At 57.6% G+C, this 18,327-nt stretch carries 23 protein-coding genes, 1 tRNA gene and 1 pseudogene; 22 read left to right on the top strand and 3 right to left on the bottom strand.

Features of this window, described 5'->3' with window-relative positions:
- Both ACPYOI_RS19560 and ACPYOI_RS19555 read right to left on the bottom strand, forming a co-directional pair.
- A partial coding sequence (locus ACPYOI_RS19560) for an AEC family transporter (RefSeq protein ID WP_481423225.1) occupies nt 1–313 on the bottom strand: 313 nt, incomplete at its 3' end.
- 45 nt (nt 314–358) lie between these two features.
- Nucleotides 359–1,108 (bottom strand): cytochrome c biogenesis CcdA family protein, encoded by a 750-nt coding sequence (locus ACPYOI_RS19555; protein WP_481415193.1) that lies wholly within the window; start codon nt 1,106–1,108, stop codon nt 359–361.
- Nucleotides 1,109–1,302: 194 nt separating this feature from the next.
- On the opposite strand from ACPYOI_RS19555, the gene ACPYOI_RS19550 reads away from it, so the two are divergent.
- The 6 genes from ACPYOI_RS19550 to ACPYOI_RS19525 all read left to right on the top strand — a co-directional run bounded on the left by ACPYOI_RS19550 (nt 1,303) and on the right by ACPYOI_RS19525 (nt 6,007).
- Nucleotides 1,303–1,378: transfer RNA gene (locus tag ACPYOI_RS19550), tRNA-Lys, on the top strand.
- Between the two features lie 203 nt (nt 1,379–1,581).
- Entirely contained in the window at nt 1,582–1,803 is a 222-nt protein-coding gene (locus ACPYOI_RS19545; RefSeq protein WP_481423224.1) for a helix-turn-helix transcriptional regulator, read from the top strand.
- Nucleotides 1,804–1,916: 113 nt separating this feature from the next.
- On the top strand, nt 1,917–2,111 hold the full coding sequence (locus ACPYOI_RS19540) for a hypothetical protein (protein ID WP_481423223.1): 195 nt from the start codon (nt 1,917–1,919) through the stop codon (nt 2,109–2,111).
- Nucleotides 2,112–2,187: 76 nt separating this feature from the next.
- Nucleotides 2,188–2,925 carry a hypothetical protein gene (locus tag ACPYOI_RS19535; RefSeq protein WP_481423222.1) on the top strand — a complete coding sequence of 246 codons (738 nt, stop codon included), beginning with the start codon at nt 2,188–2,190 and terminating at the stop codon, nt 2,923–2,925.
- On the top strand, nt 2,922–4,265 hold the full coding sequence (locus ACPYOI_RS19530; protein WP_481423221.1) for an AAA family ATPase: 1,344 nt from the start codon (nt 2,922–2,924) through the stop codon (nt 4,263–4,265). Before ACPYOI_RS19535 ends, ACPYOI_RS19530 begins: the two co-directional genes overlap by 4 nt.
- A 641-nt stretch (nt 4,266–4,906) precedes the next feature.
- Nucleotides 4,907–6,007, top strand: coding sequence for a hypothetical protein (locus ACPYOI_RS19525; RefSeq protein WP_481423220.1), 1,101 nt, complete (start codon nt 4,907–4,909; stop codon nt 6,005–6,007).
- 593 nt (nt 6,008–6,600) lie between these two features.
- On the opposite strand, the pseudogene ACPYOI_RS19520 reads toward ACPYOI_RS19525, so the two are convergent.
- Nucleotides 6,601–6,782, bottom strand: a pseudogene (locus ACPYOI_RS19520) (DUF3606 domain-containing protein).
- Between the two features lie 315 nt (nt 6,783–7,097).
- On the opposite strand from ACPYOI_RS19520, the gene ACPYOI_RS19515 reads away from it, so the two are divergent.
- The 16 genes from ACPYOI_RS19515 (at nt 7,098) to ACPYOI_RS19440 (ending at nt 18,323) form a co-directional block, all read left to right on the top strand.
- Nucleotides 7,098–8,561: a P-loop ATPase, Sll1717 family gene (locus ACPYOI_RS19515; RefSeq protein WP_481423219.1), complete on the top strand. Its 1,464-nt coding sequence runs from the start codon at nt 7,098–7,100 to the stop codon at nt 8,559–8,561.
- A 24-nt stretch (nt 8,562–8,585) separates the two neighbouring features.
- On the top strand, nt 8,586–8,957 hold the full coding sequence (locus tag ACPYOI_RS19510; RefSeq protein ID WP_481423218.1) for an HNH endonuclease signature motif containing protein: 372 nt from the start codon (nt 8,586–8,588) through the stop codon (nt 8,955–8,957).
- Nucleotides 8,958–9,305: 348 nt separating this feature from the next.
- On the top strand, nt 9,306–9,524 hold the full coding sequence (locus ACPYOI_RS19505) for a hypothetical protein (protein WP_481423217.1): 219 nt from the start codon (nt 9,306–9,308) through the stop codon (nt 9,522–9,524).
- Nucleotides 9,524–11,212: a terminase large subunit gene (locus ACPYOI_RS19500; RefSeq protein ID WP_481423216.1), complete on the top strand. Its 1,689-nt coding sequence runs from the start codon at nt 9,524–9,526 to the stop codon at nt 11,210–11,212. The genes ACPYOI_RS19505 and ACPYOI_RS19500 overlap by 1 nt, the downstream gene beginning before the upstream one ends.
- A 44-nt stretch (nt 11,213–11,256) precedes the next feature.
- A complete protein-coding gene (locus ACPYOI_RS19495) occupies nt 11,257–12,516 on the top strand; it encodes a phage portal protein (RefSeq protein ID WP_481423215.1) in 1,260 nt (419 codons plus the stop codon).
- Between the two features lie 9 nt (nt 12,517–12,525).
- Nucleotides 12,526–13,641, top strand: a complete 1,116-nt coding sequence (locus ACPYOI_RS19490; RefSeq protein WP_481423214.1) for a S49 family peptidase — start codon at nt 12,526–12,528, stop codon at nt 13,639–13,641.
- Between the two features lie 34 nt (nt 13,642–13,675).
- Nucleotides 13,676–14,884, top strand: coding sequence for a phage major capsid protein (locus ACPYOI_RS19485; RefSeq protein WP_481423213.1), 1,209 nt, complete (start codon nt 13,676–13,678; stop codon nt 14,882–14,884).
- A 48-nt stretch (nt 14,885–14,932) separates the two neighbouring features.
- Nucleotides 14,933–15,112 (top strand): hypothetical protein, encoded by a 180-nt coding sequence (locus tag ACPYOI_RS19480; RefSeq protein WP_481423212.1) that lies wholly within the window; start codon nt 14,933–14,935, stop codon nt 15,110–15,112.
- Nucleotides 15,105–15,443, top strand: a complete 339-nt coding sequence (locus tag ACPYOI_RS19475) for a hypothetical protein (protein ID WP_481423211.1) — start codon at nt 15,105–15,107, stop codon at nt 15,441–15,443. The genes ACPYOI_RS19480 and ACPYOI_RS19475 overlap by 8 nt, the downstream gene beginning before the upstream one ends.
- A 1-nt stretch (nt 15,444) precedes the next feature.
- On the top strand, nt 15,445–15,789 hold the full coding sequence (locus ACPYOI_RS19470) for a head-tail connector protein (RefSeq protein WP_481423210.1): 345 nt from the start codon (nt 15,445–15,447) through the stop codon (nt 15,787–15,789).
- Between the two features lie 219 nt (nt 15,790–16,008).
- Nucleotides 16,009–16,359, top strand: a complete 351-nt coding sequence (locus ACPYOI_RS19465) for a head-tail adaptor protein (RefSeq protein WP_481423209.1) — start codon at nt 16,009–16,011, stop codon at nt 16,357–16,359.
- Complete coding sequence (locus ACPYOI_RS19460) at nt 16,359–16,823, top strand: HK97-gp10 family putative phage morphogenesis protein (protein WP_481423208.1); 465 nt, start codon at nt 16,359–16,361, stop codon at nt 16,821–16,823. Before ACPYOI_RS19465 ends, ACPYOI_RS19460 begins: the two co-directional genes overlap by 1 nt.
- Nucleotides 16,824–16,834: 11 nt before the next feature.
- Nucleotides 16,835–17,251 carry a DUF3168 domain-containing protein gene (locus tag ACPYOI_RS19455; protein WP_481423207.1) on the top strand — a complete coding sequence of 139 codons (417 nt, stop codon included), beginning with the start codon at nt 16,835–16,837 and terminating at the stop codon, nt 17,249–17,251.
- A 54-nt stretch (nt 17,252–17,305) separates the two neighbouring features.
- Nucleotides 17,306–17,746 carry a phage tail tube protein gene (locus ACPYOI_RS19450; RefSeq protein ID WP_481423206.1) on the top strand — a complete coding sequence of 147 codons (441 nt, stop codon included), beginning with the start codon at nt 17,306–17,308 and terminating at the stop codon, nt 17,744–17,746.
- Nucleotides 17,743–18,114, top strand: a complete 372-nt coding sequence (locus tag ACPYOI_RS19445; protein ID WP_481423205.1) for a gene transfer agent family protein — start codon at nt 17,743–17,745, stop codon at nt 18,112–18,114. The genes ACPYOI_RS19450 and ACPYOI_RS19445 overlap by 4 nt, the downstream gene beginning before the upstream one ends.
- 56 nt (nt 18,115–18,170) lie before the next feature.
- Entirely contained in the window at nt 18,171–18,323 is a 153-nt protein-coding gene (locus ACPYOI_RS19440; protein WP_481423204.1) for a hypothetical protein, read from the top strand.
- The last annotated feature ends 4 nt before the right edge of the window (nt 18,324–18,327 follow it).

Below are 18,327 nucleotides of genomic sequence, written 5' to 3'. Positions count from 1 at the left end.
CATACGCTCCGGCGAATGCCTGGATCGTCGACTCATCCATCCGGTTCTTTCTGATCCGGCGGCCGACGATGTAGATGAGGACGAAGATGAAATAGGTAGCCGCGAGATCGGTCGCGATGAAATCGATCCTGGTGAGGTCTTCGACCGGTGTGCGCGACACGAGCTTGAAGAACAGCGCGGGCAGGGCGGCATAGATGATGAAGGTATTGAGCCAGCCCAACGCCTCGGCGGGCTGTTTGGTCACCTTGGCCGCAATATAGCCGATGAGGATCAGGCCGAAGAAGGGCAGGAGCAGGCTGATGATGTCGGTCACTGGACCGTCCAATAATGTTGCAGTGCGAAGCGAAGTGCTTTCGGATTAACCGATCTGCATCAAGATTGGAAAGGTCTCCTGGAACCAGATCGCGGCTTGACTAACAAAGCCGAACATGAATGCCAGCCCCGTCAGCACGAGAAACGCCCCCATAGCCTTTTCGACGGTGCCGAGATGCCGGCGGAAACGCGTCAGGAAGTTCATGAAAGCGCCGGAGAAGCCAGCGGCGATCCAGAAGGGAACCGCAAGCCCGAGCGAATAGACGGCGAGCAGGCCTGCGCCGGAGCCGACAGTTTCGCGCGACGCCGCGACACCAAGGATCGCGCCCAGCACCGGCCCGATGCACGGCGTCCAGCCGAAGGCAAAGGCAAGGCCCATGATATAGGCGCCCGTCAGCGTCGCCGGCTTGCCGCCGCTCTGGAAACGCGCCTCGCGGGCCAGCAGCCCGATTCGGAAGACGCCGAGGAAATTCAGTCCCATGACGATGATGATAAGCCCGCCGATCTTCGCCAGAAGGTCGAGGTGCTGGCGCAGCAGCATTCCGATGCTGGAGGCGCCGGCGCCAAGTGCGACGAAGACCGTTGCGAATCCGAGCGTGAAGAACAGCGCCGAAAAGAGCACGCCGCGGCGTATATCAGGCGCGACAGCGACAGTATTGCCGCCCCGGAACTGTTCGACGGAAATGCCGGCCATATAGCAGAGATAGGGCGGAACGAGGGGAAGCACGCACGGAGAGAGGAAGGAGAGGGCGCCCGCAAGCAGGGCACTCAACAGGGAAATATCGGCAATCGACACGCATTCTCTCCGGCTGCAATCAGGTCGATGTCGTAGCGCCGCGACCAGCCGATTGCCAATCACCTTTTCGCGCTCCGGCAAGAAATGTGCCTAACATGGCCAAAAGGAAGATTTTTCGGTTGACCGCATCAGGTCGCCTGCCTATGTTCCGCGCACTTCCAGCCAGGGCGCTTTTTTTGCCTGAGGCAACAAGGGAGAGCGTAGCTCAGCTGGTAGAGCAACTGACTTTTAATCAGTAGGTCATGGGTTCGAATCCCATCGCTCTCACCAACGATTTCAACAAGTTAGTGAGAATTTTCTTTTCTGAGTGATCCGCCGGTCGCCACTGAGTCGCCACGGCGTGTGATCCGCGGAATGTCCGTGACTAATAGAGTCTTCAAGGCGGCCCGCAGTTAAATCGGATTTATTCGCCTAACGTCTCGTCTCTGATTACATCATATCACCGGCAACTACCTGAAACTAAGGAGGTGCCAATGCAAAAAAACATTCGCGTAAAGCAGGCGGCGGAATACGTCGGCCTGTCGAAATCCAGTCTCGACAAGTTGCGCCATTTCGGCGGCGGACCAAACTACTTCAAGCTCGGTCGTGCCGTTGTGTACTCGACGATCGACCTCGATGCGTGGATGGCCGAGCGTCGCCGTTCAGAGACATGGGATGGAGCAAACGATAACGCTCGAGCGGCGGTTGCAGCCTAAATTCTTAGGCGCCCCTTGACGGAATCGACCGTTTCTCACTTTAGGCGCCGAACGTTCCACCATCCAAACACCAAATTAGCCGACCGGCCGTGCGCCGGCGAGAGGAGGATTCATTGCGTCAATCTAAAGAAGCCGCTGCTCTGGCGGAATTTGAAGCCGACGTTTGGCAACAACTGAACGTACCGGATGGCGAGGACTGGCAATCGTATCTTCCCGAAAACGGGAGAGGCGATCGTTTATTCGCGGAGTGGCAAAAGCTTGCAGTGGCAGCGAGGCGATCCGATGAAGCCGCCGGTGGTTTGAAATGAAGATTCCCACCTAGCCGATTAGGCGTTCCACTTATCACCAGCACACCGACCGGCGACGCCGACGAGAGGAGAACCCATGCCCACCAGTTTAACCTTCTCAGAACTTTGGGAAGACGAGCACTTCTTATATTGGGAAGCTTTTGAGGAGCGCTACCGCGAGCCCGTCGAGGACTCAGAAGCCAAGTTCAACGAAGTCGGAGGTGTCGAGGAAGCCCACGAATGGTTGATTGCGAACGATATCGACCCAGACAAGCTGCCATTCCAGCCGAAGCTCGTGCACGTCACGGCGTCTCGCGATTACGACCTCGCTCACATTGCGGACCCATGCGGCCGGACCATCGTCGAATATGACGGCCTGCTTGAGCGCGACACGCTGGTCTTTCCAATCGTCGACAACGGCCAGACCGTCGACTTCGGCCTGCTGCATGTGGAGGACTTCGAGTTCGCCACCGTTCGTCAAAAGGCTATTTGGCTGGGCGGCGACAACATCGCTGGCGACGAGGTTCGCCTTCACAGCTGCGTCTCAGATTGGCTGGAAGCGGGCGGCGAGGGGTGCGTCTACATCGATGCGCAGCGGCGCACTCCGTTAAAGCGGCTCAACGCAGTGAAGAAGATCCTTTGCAACAACGTTGCCTGGGCGCTGGAAGTCTGGGACTGGGCTTTCGGTGCTGATGATGCTGAGCTCGATCGGTTCGAAATCGACGACGATCCGGAGAACATTGCCGCGTATTTCATGGCGCAGGCTGAACGCCGAGCCATGTCTGATGCGCTAAACGCTAAACATCCGGGACGATTCAATGTGGTGGCCGCATGATATCACTCGCCACGATCTGGCGGGAAGGCAATGACCTGCTCGAGAGAGAGGTAAAGCGCCTCTCTCTCGAGATTGCTGCGCAGGCGTCTTCACCTGAACCGAAAACGCCGCGGATGGCCGCCAATGATAACAGAAGGCTTCCTTCGCCCTCACAGCCGTCCCGGCGTCTACCAGCGCCTGCCGCAAGAACGCGGCTGAAGGCTACGTCTTTCCAACTGCGTGATGCCGCGGCGATACCGCTCCGCGAGTTCCTTTTCGCGAAGCACTATCAGCGACGCTACGTGTCCGTCACGCTTGCTCCCGGCGGTGTCGGCAAGAGTGCGCATGCGACATCCGAGTCCCTAGCGATGGTGACCGGCCGTCCATTGCTGGACCCTTCAGGACCGCTAGGGCAGAAGTTGAACGTCTGGCTTCTAAACCTTGAAGATCCTGCGGATGAAATCGAGCGGTCTGTAACGGCGGCAGCGATGCACTTTGATGTCACCAATGAGCAAATTGGTGGACGTCTCTTCACCGACTCTGGCCGCGACCAGGAGTTCGTCATCGTCCGTCAGGAGGGCCGCGATTTCAAGGTGTGCGAGCCGATGGTCGGGGACGTGCTGGCCGAGATTCGCCGGAATAAGATCGACGTGCTGATTGTCGATCCTTTCGTGAGCAGCCATGAAGTTCCGGAAAACGATAACACGCTGATCCAGCGCGTTGCTAAGCAATGGCGCCGCATTGCCGACGAAGGCAACTGCGCTGTCGAACTTGTCCATCACGTGACGAAAGGCAATGCCGAGGTTACGGCCGATTCTGGCCGTGGTGGCGGTGCACTCAAGGATGCTGCTCGTTCTGTGCGGGTCATGAATCCAATGACGAAAGAGGAGGCGGAGAAAAACGGGCTGCAAAGCTCTCGTGGATACTTTCGGGTCGATTTTGGGAAGGTCAACAAGATTGCCGGCGACTCCGCCTCACAGTGGCGCCGGTTCGTGTCCGTTCCGCTTATGAACGGAAAAGGTCTGATCAAGACTGGTGATGAAATCGGCGTTGTCGAAGCTTGGCGCTGGCCGTCGAGTTCAGAATTAACCGCAGCGGTTTCGGAGGAAGAGCTAGCGGCAATAAAGCGCAAGATCGGTGGGTGTGATTGCCGTGAAAGCATTCAGTCACCTCAGTGGGCCGGGTACCAGGTGGCTCAAGCGCTTAGAATCAACCTAGCCGATCCAGCCGAAAAGCGTCGCGTGAAACATATGCTCGATGCCTGGAAGAGGGAGGGGCATTTCACGATTGAGATGCGCGAAGACCACAAGGGAACTCCCCGTCCGTGCCTTGTGCCGGTTTTCCCCACCTCGGATTTTTAAGGTGAGGATCAAGTGGGGAAGGTGAGGAAAAACTCACTTCCTCACCACCCCCACCCCCACTTTAAGGTGGGGTGGGTGGGTGTGAGTGTCGAAAATTCAAAAAGTGGTGGTGGGGAAAATGCTCCACGAAAGCTACGTCCCGCAACACTCAGGACGTACACAGACGACACGGCCACTATCCGGTCAACATCCTAAGACCGGTTGTCGACAGCCTCGTTACGGTCTGCGACACGATCTCCCCAGCCGAAGCGGCGACATGCACACTTAGGCCTTCCTGTCAAGCATGTATCTTGACAAATTTGCCAGTTTACAGCATATTCTTTCTTCAATCAGACATTGTCGATTCCACGACTTCGCGCCGTCAAGCGAAGCAATTTCCACCTCCTCCAGAGGAGACCACATTTGGCGAGATGGACCGCAAAAGACTTGCGCCTCACCAGGGTGCAAGCCGATTTTCTCATGCGAGGCGAAAGCAGCACGCATCGCAAAATCAACGACAGAACCGAGCTTATCCTCAGCCAGCGAAAGATGCTCAAGTGGCACAGGGGATCCGGCGGAGCACATTACCTGGGACGCAGTGAAAAGGGCGAGGCGGCTGTGTCGCGTTACAACGAACTGCAGGCAAAACGAGGGGAACGTTGATGAGAACCACAGCAGAACACCGCGAAGCCGTCGAAGCATGGCGCGCTACGGCTCCCAAGCATGACCACGATATCTTCGGTCGTGCGGCAAGGAATGAGAAGCCGCGGCATCGTGATTTGGCCGAGCTCTCCTCGCTGCTGGCGATGTACCGTCGCCCTGTCGGTGTGGCTGAAGGCGAAGGCGTGCCGGTCGAACAGCCAGCGCCCATAAAATCGAATTGGAGCCTGACGCCGGCAAACGACAACCACGCGGCGACCGAAGAGGGCGAGCAATTGGACGTCGAGCGATCTGTCGAAATCATTCCGAGCATTGCGACAATAATGCGCGAGACGAAGGACGAGGCCGATATCGAAAAAGGCTTCCACGTCGACGACGATGGCAACCGCCACGAGGTGACCATCAGGTGGGGCAAGCTACGCTTCAGCGACGGAACGCAGACTGAGCGAGGGCAGAAGATTGTCGAAGGCAAGGTGATAGATCACAACTTCCGAATGCCAGTGGGTGCAATGCTTGGCTGCCGTGAAAAGTCGACGAGGGACAAGGGCTCTGCTCCGGATCCTGTCGAGGTGGCTCTCTCGAATAGCTATTTCGGCGCACCGAAGGAGAAGGATAAGATACCCGGTCTATTCGCCGCCAGGTTCGCGCGGCCGGTTACCAAGTCGGAGCGCAAGGCGCGAAAAGGCCCCAAAACAAAAGCCGAGGAACGCCAGTGGTTGGCCGACGCAATCGCCGGTACGGAAGTCATGCCACAGGTCAAGTATTGCCCAGCAGGCTTTCCGGCAGGACCAGCCAACCTTGCTCATCTCTTTCCCGGCCTCGTGAAGGTGGCTACCGGGCAGAGCGGCAGCCAGGCTTGGCAGGACGTCGTGTCTGAGCGAGTAGATCAGGAGGAGTTTGCACGAGGGCTGCAGGGAATGAAGGACAAAGATGTCAAACTGCTAACAGAGGCAATGTCGGCAAAGAGCCTCACACAGATCGGCGAAGCTCGAGGATACAAAGGCCGGCATGCTGTCGAGGCCGGTCGACGTCTCCTTATCGCGGCAAACGACAATTTCTTGGAGGCAATGGAACTGGCCAAATACGCAGCGGAGCTGGCGTAGGGAAGTTTCTGCGTTTTTAAACCCCCTTAAGGGTGAAGGGAGGCTCAGGCCTCCCACACCTTTCCGGGCGCACAGATTAGTTGCGACGGACGCTCGGCGAGAGATCAGCCGGGCGTAACTCTTGGCAAGGCAGGAAATTGTAACTCCTGGGAAGGATAGCGACAGCTACGGCGCTCGCATCCGTTCTTTGCCTCTCTGGTACGCCGTGGTCACGCCTCTGCACTTAGCATGCGCCCACGGCGATGTTTGGGCATTCGCCCATGGCGATTTGTCCTCGGCATCCGCTTGGCGGGTGCTGCCCCATTACCTCGGCGCGTCCTCCTCTCGCAGCCTTGGTAATCATGCGGCAGGTCGAGCTTAAGTGCTCCCTGCCGTATTAGTTTCGTACGTGCATCTGGAAACCAGTTAGCTGCGTCACCACATTGTTGGTAGCGCTTCGCGTTCTCCGAACGGTCGGTGCATAGGTCGGATACCGGATCTGGACCTAACGTTTATCAACAATGAATTGGAATCACCTGGCGCCGGCCTCGTTCCGGCTGACGGTGATGCGCGCGGTGGGTTGAGCTGGCAACGCTGGCTCCCCGCTGCGCTTGCTATTTCAGCCGGTTGGCTGCCTTATCGCACGCGTCCCGATCCGAGCCATGCCGCATAATAATACGCCGCGCATCTTCGGCTGAGATGCCGTGCTTTCGAGCGAAATAACTCACTTCGTATGGCTCGCCCGCTGCTATCCGGCTGCGTCCTGTTTATCCTTCTTTGTCTTGTCGTCTGCCATTTAGGGCTCCTAGGTTGCCGGCACAGAACGCACAGAGGAGTCTGAGGGTTCCTGATGAGCAAGGATCAGAGTGAGGAGACGCGACCCTTGCGCAATCCTTGCGGCTGCCTCCGGGTTGAGCGGCCGCTTTTGTTTTTGATTACCGGGTATAAACCGGGCCAGGGCGTCTACCCTGAGCGAGTGCGTGAAGGGCTCTCACCTCGATCGGCTGCGGCTTTCAGGTCACTCCCTACCACTCAAATTTGAATTATTTCGTCCGACCTTGCGAGCGCAACTATAACGCGCTACCCCATGTAAAACATACAGGGGCTATTTATGACGAATTCCAAAACCTTAGCTGATCTCGACTCTTTCGGAGACGTTGCTGCGGAGGATGACGCAGTTCTTGACTACTTTCTGTCCACGAATGCGGTGGAAGATATAAAGAGTGGGAAGGTCTTTCTGGTGCTCGGGCGTAAAGGCACTGGCAAGACGGCCTTGGTCAGATACTTTTCAGAAAGTCAGGACAATCGCACTTCGCGCTCCCTCAGTCTCCGCGGCTATCCTTGGTCCATTCATGCAACGCGTATTGATCATGGAGCCTCAGAGATTGAGGCTTATGTGTCCTCTTGGCGTTACCTTATCGCCGTTGAACTCGCCTCCCTTCTACTTAGTTCCCCGACTAGTAGCTTAAGCACGAAATCGGACGTTATTCATAAATTTCTCGAAGAAAACTACGGTGGAACAAATCCGGATCTCAATAAGATCCTCCAACCTAGGAAACTCTCATTTTCCAAACTCAATTTCATGCCCGCTGTGCTTGGAAATCAACTAGGTGGTGTAGAGCTCGAACGGAAGAAAGGTGATCATAACCTTGGTCTTGAGCTAAACGCATTGTCAGGTGCCATCATGGCGGCAATCTACGAAGTAGCAAAAGATCTGCGGCTTTCGAGCTTGAATCTACATTTCGACGAGCTTGATCAGGGACTGGATAGGTTGACGGATGAACGTCGACACATGCTGATTGGCCTGGTGCTGGCTGCACGAGAGGTTCGGCGGGAAAGTTCTGCGGCCGGTGTCGCTGTAAGCCCAGTCGTATATCTTCGATCGGACCTTTGGGACGAGATGAGCTTTTCCGATAAAAACAAAATTAGCCAATCCCTTGCGCTCAACCTCAATTGGAAAAGCGAAGATCTATTGCGGTTGATTAACGAACGTTTGCGAGCGAAGCTTGGCAAAGAGTCATCTTGGGAGACAGTGAGTGAACCGGCATTGATGCGGGGATCCCAATCAAAATGGAGCCATGTTCTTGCTCGGACATTCAATCGGCCAAGAGATGTCATCCAGTTCCTCAACATCGCGCTTAACGAAGCAAAGCGGCGGGATTCGCCTAACACCGTGATTGTCAACGAAGACATTGTCGCTTCTCGAGATGCATATTCTTCGTACCTAAAGAATGAGCTTGATGACGAGGTAGCGCCACATTGGAGCGAATGGGCTGAAGCCTTGCAAGCTTGCTCGAGTATCAGCACATTGACCTTCGAGCGACGTCAATTCGTGGAAGAGTACGAAAGACGCAAATCCAAAGCGAACAAAGTTGATGCTGATAAAGCGCTTGAACTGATGCACCGTTTCTCGGTCATAGGATATGAAACCAGGAGCGGTTACGGCGGCAGCTCATGGTCCTTTAGGTATAGCGATCCGAACGCTGGTTGGGACAACTCTGCATCACGGTTCAAAGTGCATCTCGGCCTCAAGGAATACGCGAAACTAAGGGAAACGCGCTCTGCTGGCGGGTAGCAGGTGGCCGCCTAATCCCCCGAAATGTCGTTCGACATGACAAAGCTCTCCACGCTTAAGCCTCGCCTATCATCTGCATCTCATACCATCACCAAGGCAGAGCCCATCACCAGAGACCAGGAGCGTGCACAGCGCGCTCCATGGCGTAAGTGGTATGGCTTGAAGCGATGGCGAGACATGCGATGGGATGTGCTCGTCGAAGCAATGTTCACATGCCAGATGTGCGGACGCATCGAACCCGACACGTCCAAGCTTGTCGCTGACCATCGGCGCCCTCACCGCGGGGATCCGGAGCTATTTTGGGATCGCGGTAATTTGACCTGCCTTTGTGATGTCTGTCACTCGACAGAGAAGCAGAGGCAAGAGCAGTCGATGCCGCCTGGCGTCTGGTGGTGATGTGATCGACATCAGGGCGTCGAGTAATAATATTGCGTGTCGGCGCAATCAAATATCGCGAAAGAATATTGCGCGACCGGGCAATATTTGACAATGTGAAAAAAGTCACATCAGAGGGGTATTCCATAAGTCTGGAAGCCTCCAGCCGGTGAACCCGCGTCCCACTCATGTACGCAACTTTTTCTGACTCTTTGATTTTTTATGGGAGGCAGCCCGTAGGGCTGAATTCAAAATATGGCAAGTGGCGGTTTTCGTCCTGGCGCTGGGCGCCCCAAGGGGGCGAAGGCGCCAAAAGCAAAGCCAATTAAGGTTGCGCCTGACGTCAAAAAGGCAGCGCGACAATCCGGCATGTCTCCATTGGACTACATGCTCACCGTCATGAACGACGAAAAGTCAGATGGCGATAGACGCGATCGCATGGCCATCGCCGCGGCTCCTTATGTGCATGCTCGCGCAAGCGACGCAGCGGGGGGCAAGAAAGAACAGCAGCAGGAAGAGGCCGAGCGGCTGTCTCGTGAGGGTAAGTTCGCAACCCCTCCACCGCCGCCCAGTGCATCTGGTGAATAATGGAATGGACTACGTCTTGCCCAGATTGGGAAGAGCGCATCGTCGCCAAGGAATCGCTTATTCCATGCGCCCCTCTGTTCCCGTCCGAGGCAGAGGCCGCGCTTGAAGTATTCAAGGCGCTCCGCATTGTGGACGCGCCAGGATCGCCGACATTCGGTGAGGCCTGCGGCCAGTGGGTGTTTGATTTCGTTGCCGCCATCTTCGGCGCATATGATCCTGCAACCGGCCGGCGTCTAATTCGCGAATTCTTCCTGCTCATATCGAAGAAAAATTCCAAGAGCACTATCGCGGCCGGCATCATGGTTACGGCGCTCATCAGGAATTGGCGCAATTCAGCCGAGCTTTTGATCCTGGCGCCGACGAAGGAAGTTGCCGACAACGCGTTCAAGCCAGCCGCTGATATGGTTCGCGCGGATCCAGTTCTGTCTCGTCAGCTTCATGTGCAGGATCACCGCAAGACGATCACGCACAAGACTACCAAGGCAACGCTGAAGGTGGTTGCGGCGGACAACGACACGGTATCCGGCAAGAAAGCCGCATTCGTGCTCGTCGATGAGCTATGGCTGTTCGGCAAGAAAGAAACGGCAGACGCCATGTTGCGGGAGGCAACCGGCGGCCTGATTTCGAAGCCAGAAGGCTTCACGATCTACCTGTCGACGCAGTCTGACGCGCCCCCTGCTGGCGTGTTCAAGGCCAAGCTGGATTATTACCGCGGTCTTCGTGACGGCGAGATAGAGGACCGGAAGAGCCTCGGCGTCATTTATGAATACCCGCGACGCATGCGGGAGCGCGAGGCATACCTAGAGCCTGACAATTTCTACATCACCAACCCCAATATCGGGAGATCGGTGAGTAAGGAGTGGCTAGAGGACGAACTCAAGAAGGAAATGGCTGGCGACGGTGACACCCGGCGCACGTTTCTTTCCAAGCACCTCAATGTCGAGATCGGCCTAAATCTTCGTTCTGACAGATGGCCAGGCGCCGACTATTGGGAAGGTGCAGCCACGAAGTTGGCGCTTGAAGACCTTCTTGCGAGGTCAGAAGTAGTTACGATCGGCATCGACGGCGGCGGGCTTGACGACTTGTTCGGATTGGCGGTCGTCGGACGTGAGCGCGAGACGCGCGATTGGCTCTGCTGGACGAAGGCTTGGGCGCATGACGATGTTCTGGAGAGGCGCAAAGACATTGCGTCAATGCTTCGAGACTTCGAAGACGATAAGGATCTAGTCATCTGCGAAGATGCGCTGCAGCCCATCAGGGATGCTGCTGAAATCGTGGAGATGGTGAGAGAGTCTGGCTTGCTGCCTGACGAGAACGGCGTTGGTCTCGATCCGTTTGGCATCGGCGCGCTTGTCGACGAGTTGTCATCACGTGGCATTGAAGGCAACATCCTGACCGCCATACGCCAGGGCGCGGCGCTTTCTCCGGCGTCATGGGGAATCGAGATCAAACTCAAGAACAAGACGTTCTGGCACACTGGCTCGCGCCTGATGAACTGGTGCGTTGGCAACGCCAAGACCGAAGTTCGCGGCGGCGCCGTGCTTATCACGAAGCAAACGGCAGGCAGAGCCAAGATTGACCCGCTCGTGGCCGTATTCAACGCCGTCATGCTGATGAGCCGCAATCCCGAATCGCGTCAGCACAACATCGACGACTTCGTCAACAACATGATCACCGTAACATGGTGACCGCAGCACAAAGCGAACAGCGCAGCAGCACGTAAGGAGCACCCATGGGGCTTTTAAGTTGGGTTGGAAAGCCGTTTGGCTTGCTGACCGGCCCTTGGCGGGCATACTTCGGCACCGAGACCACCAGCGGCGAAACGGTGACGTATGACAAGGCGATGCAGCTTGATGCTGTTTGGGCCTGCGTCAACCTCATCGCCAATTCAGTTAAGACGCTTCCGTGCCTGGTTTACAAGGATGACGGCGTAACGGTCGACAAGCAGAGCCAGCTTTACGAGCTACTGCACGACATGCCGAATTTTGACGACACGGCTGCAGATTTCTGGGCCATGGTTGCCATGTGCTTGTGCCTCGATGGTAATTTCTTCGCAGAGAAGAAGATGCGCGGCGACGCCATATCGTCGCTGATACCGTTCGACCCGCTTTGCGTTGATGTCTGCCGTGATGACCGCAATGTCCGCTACTACGAGGTGACGGAGCGCGTAAATAACCGCGGTAAGGGCGGCAAGCGCAAGATTTCGGCTGAGAACATGCTGCATATCCGCGGTGCGCTACTGCCAGGATGCGACCGCGGCCTGTCGCCGATCGGCTTTGAGCGCAATGTCATCGGCAATGCCATGGCTGGCGAGAAGACGGCCGGCAAGATGTTCAAAAACGGCCTGCTTTCGTCGCTGTTGGTCAGCTCAGACCAGATCCTTAAGGGCGACCAGCGCAAGCAGATCGCCGATACACTGACGCAGTTCGCTGGCGCCGACAAGGCGGGCGGCGTGACCGTGCTCGAGGCCGGCTTCAAGCCCTATCCGTTGAGCATCAACCCGCGCGACGCGCAGATGTTGGAGAGCCGGCAATACAGCGTTGAGCAGATTTGCCGCATCTTCGGCGTCCCGCCGGTCATGATCGGTCACGCGGCCAACGGCACGACGACCTGGGGAAGCGGCATCGAGCAATTGATCCTGCAGTTCACCAAGACCTGCCTTGTGCCGCTGCTTCGCAGCATTGAATCGTCGATCTATCGGGACTTGTTGACGCCGCAGACGCGGAAAACGACCGTAGTGAAATTTTCGATAGAAGGTCTTCTTCGGGGCGATAGCGCCGCAAGGGCCGAGTTCCTGTCGAAAATGGTCACGAACGGCATTTACACGCCGAACGAGGCGCGAGCGTACGAGAATAAGTCGAAAGTCGACGGCGGCGACACCGCGATCGTGAACGGCACGATGACGCCGCTCGATAAGCTTGGCGAAATGCCGGCAGCCACACAGCCAGCGGCGCCGCAACCGCAAGAACAGCCGCAGAAACGCGCTGCATAAGGGAAAATCATGAAATTTGAACACGTTCTAACGGCCTTTTTGGCCGAGCCGTGGGCGATTCAGCGCGAAAAACTGGGTGTTCTAGCGGATGTCTTGGTTGCGCGCGCCGAGGGCGATAAGCTTTTTTCAACCGAGTTTGCGTCCGCCGTTTCCGATGCGCGAGCCAAGGAAATCGCGCAGACCGACGGCAAAGTGGCCGTTATCCCGGTTTACGGCGTGCTGGCCAACAAGATGGACGCCTTTTCGGCGATGTCCGGCGGCACGTCGTACGCCGGCATTCGTCGATCACTGCATGCGGCTCTGGCAAACGAAGATGTCAAAGCCGTCGTGCTTGATGTCGATAGCCCCGGCGGCTCGGTTCCAGGCACGGAAGAGCTTTCGACCGAGATTCGACGCCTGCGGGGCGGCGATAAGCCGATTATTGCGCAGGTAAACGCTCTGGCGGCCAGCGCAGCCTACTGGGCTGCCTCTTCGGCAGACGAAATCGTCGTCACGCCTTCTGGCCGTGCAGGATCCATCGGCGTTTATACCGCGCACGATGATGTTTCCGCTGCTCTCGAGAAGCGCGGCATAAAACGCACGTACATTTCGGCCGGCAAGCACAAGGTCGAAGGCAACGAGACCGAGCCGCTTGGCAAGGATGCGCTGGCGCACATTCAGGAAGGCGTTAACCGGTCCTACAACCGGTTCGTGGCCGCCGTAGCAGAAGGCCGCGGCACAACCGTCGGCAAGGTCGAGGACGGCTTCGGGCAGGGCAGGGTGTTCTTTGCCGAAGCCTTGATGGATCGCGGCATGGTCGACCGCGTTGCCACGCTTGAGGAGACGCTGGAGCGCTTCGGAGCCGATACGCAGCCTGCATACGTGCGGCGCGTGAAGGCTGAGAACCAGGCGCGCGCCGAAGCCGCAGAAATGCTAGTCGCCAAGATGGCTGCCGGCGAGAAAATTACAGTTCGCGAGTTCGAAAACGGCATCAGGGGACTGATGGGTTTGACGGGCTCTGAGGCAGAGCGGGCCGCTCGGCTCTACCTCAAGAAGGATCAGGGGGAACCTGATGTCGATGCGGATGCTGCCGCTTTGGCAGCGGTCGAAAGGCTTCTGACCGAAGCGAAATCATTCCGCGTCTAGCGGGCACCACACACCACAACATCAGGAGGACTTCATGTCCGATAATGCACTTGCCGAGAAGATCGGCGAGCTTGGCCAGTCTTTGGCCTCCATCAAGGAACAGGTCGGCAATCTCGGTTCCGACTTCACTGCAAAGCTTTCCGCTACCGGCGAAGTTTCCGCCGAACTGAAGGGCAAGGTAGACAAGGCTCTGTCCGAACTCGGCGAGACCGTCACCCGCGTTCGTGAGCTCGAGAAGGCCGCCGATCGCGTAACCGAGGGTGGCATGCCAACTGCTCGCGGTATCGGCGATCATATCGTTGAGAACGCCTCGTTCGAGAACGGTCGGCTCAGTCTTAATGAGCGCGGGCGTTTCCGCGTCGCCATGGAGCGCGCCGACATCACGTCTGCGAATACCACCGTCGGCGCTGGACGCTCTGCCGGTACGTCTCTGGTTCCTGGCGCCCGCGTCCCCGGCATCGTTGCGCCCCCGAACCGCCAGCTCACTATCCGCGATCTCATCGCGCCTGGTCGTACTACGTCGTCCAGCGTTGAATACGTGAAGGAGACCGGCTTCACGAACTCAGCCGCCCCTGTTGCGGAAGGCACGACCAAGCCGAAGTCTGACCTGACCTTCAACCTGCTCAGCACGCAGGTTCGCACGCTGGCTCACATCTTTAAGGCCTCTCGTCAGATCCTTGATGATGCGCCGGCACTGGCATCCTACATCAACGCACGCGGCACTTATGGCCTGAAGTTCGTTGAGGAGAATCAGCTTCTCAACGGCGACGGCACCGGCCAGAATCTGAACGGCATCCTGCCGCAGGCCACTGACTTCTCTGCGGCGTTCTCGCCGGCTGAAGAGACCGCGATCGACCGCCTTCGTCTTGCCATTCTGCAGGTCATCCTGGCGGAATACCCGGCAAGCGGTTTCGTTCTGCATCCTACCGACTGGGCGAAGATTGAGCTCACCAAGGATCTTGGCGGCAACTACATCGTGGGCAACGCCATGTCTCCGATGGGTCCGACGCTCTGGGGCCTTCCGGTTGTGCAGACGCAGGCGATTGCTGCTGGCTCGTTCCTGACCGGCGCCTTCAACCTGGGCGCTCAGATCTTCGATCGCATGGATGTCGAAGTGCTGCTCTCCAGCGAGAACGTGGACGACTTCGAAAAGAACATGTTCACGATCCGCATCGAGGAGCGTCTTGCCCTGGCGGTTTACCGTCCGGAAGCATTCGTCACCGGCGACGTCAACCCGGCCTAATTTGTAGCGGGGCGGCTTTCGGGCCGCCCTTCTCTCTAGGAAAACACCATGAAAATCAAAGCAATCAAGGCGCTTGTTGGCGACTATGGCCGCCTTAGCAAGGGCGACGTTATCGACCTTCCGAACTACGTCGCGAAGCAGCTCCTTGCATATGGATATGTTGAGATCGTGCGCGACGAACCGGAACAAAAGCCGACGCCACGCGGAAAGGGTAAGAAGAATGCTTAGTGCATCTGTCCGCAAGAGGCGTTTCGCCAGTTATCTCGGCGCAGGCGTCGCGAATGGCCTTGGCGCCCCCGCCAACTCTGTCGCGCCAGCCATCACCGGCACGGCACAGGTTGGCCAGACGCTGACATCGACGACTGGAACGTGGTCAGGCTCGCCAACCTTCACCAGGCAGTGGAAGGCCAACGGTGTGGCTATTAGCGGAGCAACCGCAGCAACCTACGTTCCGGTTGTTGGTGATGTCGGCAAGACGATCACCGTAACCGTTACGGCCACGAACGACGCCGGCCACGTTTCGGCGACGAGCGCCGCAACCGCTGCAGTAATCGCCTAACATGGCCCTGCTGTCACTTGAAACGGTTAAGTCTCACTTGCGGGTATCGTGGGATGACGAGGATGCCCAGATCGCCATCTATCAGGCGGCCGCCGAGAGCATCATTGTCGAGTATCTGGACCGCGTGGTTGTTGCCGCCGATGCCGACCTACCGGTGGATGATGAGACAGCGATGGTTTTAACGCCGGCCATCACGGCGGCAATCCTGCTCATGGTCGGCGAGCTCTTTGAAACCAGAGAGGCCGGCAAGACTGACGCCGGTGACGCAGTGATGCCGCGGCCCGTTCGGGCTCTCCTGGCGCCATGGCGTGTCTGGCGGACGATCCCCGAGGAAGAGTGCGCTTGACCATATGTCCACCGGGAATTCGCAACCACAGGCGCGGCGCATAGGCCGGCAAAAGGCAAGGTGCTCAAATGTGGGTCCGCTTTGTTGCAGACTATGACTTCAAGCCCCGCCCACAAGTCACGATAGCCTATAGGGCAGGCAGCGTTGCCAACGTAACGCGCGCTTGCGCTGCCAACGCAATGGCGGTCGGCAAGGCTGAACATACGGAAAGGCCACCCTATGCCGGCAGGAAAGCTTAGATCGCGAGTAGCGTTCCAGCAGCGCAACATTAGCGACGACGGTTTTGGAAACCCCACTGTCGGCGATTTCGCCACGGTATTCACCGATGCCGCGGAGATTATCCCTCGTATGGGATCCGAAGCCGTCATGGCTTCCCGCTTGCAAGGTCTCCAGCCGGTGACAATCCGCGTTCGCTCACATGCCGCGACAAGGGCGGTGGACACCACCTGGCGGGCCGTGGATGCTAGAACAGGTGCAGTTTACGGGATTGTATCGCCTCCGGTGAACGTGTCGCAGAAAAACGATTATATCGACATGCTGGCTACGGTTGGCGGGCAGACGGACGGCTGATGGCGGCGAGCATAAAGGGACTCAAGGAACTACAGCGAAAGCTGGATCGGCTGCCTACCGTGACCAAGGCGCGCATACGCACAGCGATGGAGCAGGGTGCGGACGAGATTGTTGCGCTGATGAAGGCGCTTGTTCCGACAGACAGCGGCGACCTAAAGGATAGCATCGGTTGGACGTTTGGACGCGCTCCGAAGGGAGCTTTGACGATTGGAAAAGTCCAGTCTGTCGGTGGCGATCTGACGATCACAATCTACGCCGGCAATGAACGTGCGTATTACGCGCGTTTTGTGGAATTTGGCACTAAGTCGCACACCGCCGGCGGTTTATTCGCGGGCGCCACCATTCCGGACGTTCCCGCATCTCCCTTCTTCTTTGTGAGCTTTAGAGCAAACCGCAAACGCGTCAAAAGCCGCATCACCCGCGCCATCAACAAGGCCGCCAAAGAAGTGGCCGCCGGTTCCTAACAAGGACTCCCATGGATCCGACATACGAACTTAAGGCCGCCATCATCGCGCGCCTGAAGGCGGATACTGCCATCACCACTTTTGTTGGCAATCGAGTTTATGACCGACCGCCAGACGGCACGATTACGCCGCCTTACATCTCTATGGGTCCATCTGACGCCACCACAGACGACGCGGACTGTATCGACGGCCTTGAAGTCACGATGCAGATTGAATGCTGGTCGTGGGGATCTGGCGAGGCGTTTGGCGACGCACAGGTCCGCAAGATAGCCGGCGCGGTTCGCGCCTCGCTGCACGAGGCTGAATTCAGCCTCGCCACCAATGCACTCGCATCAATCAGGCATCGCATAACCCGTTACCAGCGGGAAGCAGATGGCGCAACCAATCGCGCCATTATCAGCATCACGGCTTTCGTGGAAATTCCATAGCCGGCACCACGCAGCGGGACGACCCGCGATCACCACCACAATTTGGAGACCATCATGGCCGCACCGTCGACCGCTCGCTTTGGCAAATTCAGAATCCTCCTCGGCGATGAAGCCACGCCCATAGTTTACACCGCACCGTGCGGCTTTACCTCGAAGAGCCTGACGCTTACGAAGGATCTAACTGACGTCACATTGCCGGATTGCAACGATCCGGACGCAGTCGCCTGGATTGGCCGCGACGCTAGCACGCTTTCAGCGTCGGTTTCCGGCGAGGGGGTCATGGCTGCTGAGTCCGTTGAGACCTGGCTTGACGCGTGGGAAAACGTCAATTCCGTTCCGGTCAAGATCGAGATTGAATTCCCGGCCAAGACCATCACTTGGACCGGCCTGATGCACGTAAACTCCCTCAATCCCTCCGCTGAGCAGGGCGGCCGCGTTACGATGTCGGTCGAGATGCAGTCTGACGGCGAGCTTACGCGCACGGCGCCTGTATGAGTCGCAGCGCAGCTATCGATCTCGATTGGGCTGATGGCACTTATCGGTTCGCCCTAAAATGGGGCGAACTTGCGGAGTTGCAGGAGAAGACAGACAGCGGCCCATACGTGGTCTTGAACCGTCTGCACCTACACCAGTGGCGCATCGAGGACATCTCGAACGTCATTCGCCTCGGTCTGATTGGCGGCGGCCTTGAGCCGGTGAGGGCGCTCAAGCTGGTTCGCACCTATGTAGAGGCGCGCCCTCCGATGGAAAATCACCCATACGCTGTTGCCATTCTGTCCGCCGGCTTGATCGGCGCTCCGGACGAACCGTTGGGGGAAGCCGACGCGCCAAGTCAGGAAGCGAGCCAGGCAGAGAGTCAATAGACGATCTGCCAAACGGCAAGCTGAGATTTGGCGCGATATACGGCAGCGGCGCTGCGATGGGCTGGACCGTTGCCGACGTTAAGGCGTCCAGCATGTGGGAGTTCATGTCCGCCGTCGAAGGCTACGTCAAAGCCAATAGCGCCGACGAAGGCAGGATAAGCGACAAGGAAGCCGACGACCTGTTCGAGTGGCTTAAGTCGAAGGAATAGGGGC

The organism is Rhizobium sp. SVR5-2C (assembly GCF_056755115.1).
Note: the sequence above shows the minus strand (reverse complement) of the source record. Positions and strands in the feature narration are given on the sequence as shown.